This window comes from Haloarcula sp. Atlit-120R (genome assembly GCF_003665885.1).
Classification (GTDB): Archaea; Halobacteriota; Halobacteria; order Halobacteriales; family Haloarculaceae; genus Haloarcula; species Haloarcula taiwanensis.
This window is the reverse complement of sequence record NZ_QPLN01000049.1, coordinates 1-548: the sequence shown is the minus strand read 5'-3', so window position 1 is coordinate 548 and position 548 is coordinate 1. Positions and strand designations below refer to the sequence as shown.

The 548-nt window shown below is 60.6% G+C and carries 1 rRNA gene; it reads right to left on the bottom strand.

Features of this window, described 5'->3' with window-relative positions:
* Positions 1 to 433 precede the first annotated feature (433 nt).
* Positions 434 to 548, bottom strand: a 16S ribosomal RNA gene (locus tag DVK01_RS21160); the annotation flags it as partial.

The following is a 548-nucleotide window of genomic DNA, read 5'->3' as shown; positions in this document are numbered from 1 at the left end:
TTGGCACGTCCTTCATCAGCGCCTGAGCCGAGCAATCCACCAGCTGGCATAGTAGCCAACGTCGTTGTGACTCGTTCAACTGAACGAGTCCAGTGGACGCCTGGATCGCACGTACACACGGTTTCATATTCGCCCCCAAGGTGGAGATGGTGGGCGAATCGACCCTTCCCAGGCTCGGTTTCACCCGGCCTGGTGCATCTGTCGTCGTACCATATCCCATCGCCGTCCCACACTTAAGGGGCACGGTTCGGGAGCGATACGAAGTACGGACCCGTCGGGAGTTGCACCCGACATCCCGTGAAGGGATATCCGCCTCGGATAGGTCTTGTGAGCCCAGTGGGCCCATGCAGTAGTCGGCGCTTGCCGACTCGCGGTGACTTGTGGTCACCAGTCAGTGTAGGTGGGTCAGGGCAAGGCCCTGATCCCGGTCAGTAGGAGGTGATCCAGCCGCAGATTCCTCTACGGCTACCTTGTTACGACTTAAGCCCCCTTGCGGAGCCCAGATTCGACCGTCGCATGACGGCCTCATCCGGACCCCACTCGGGTGC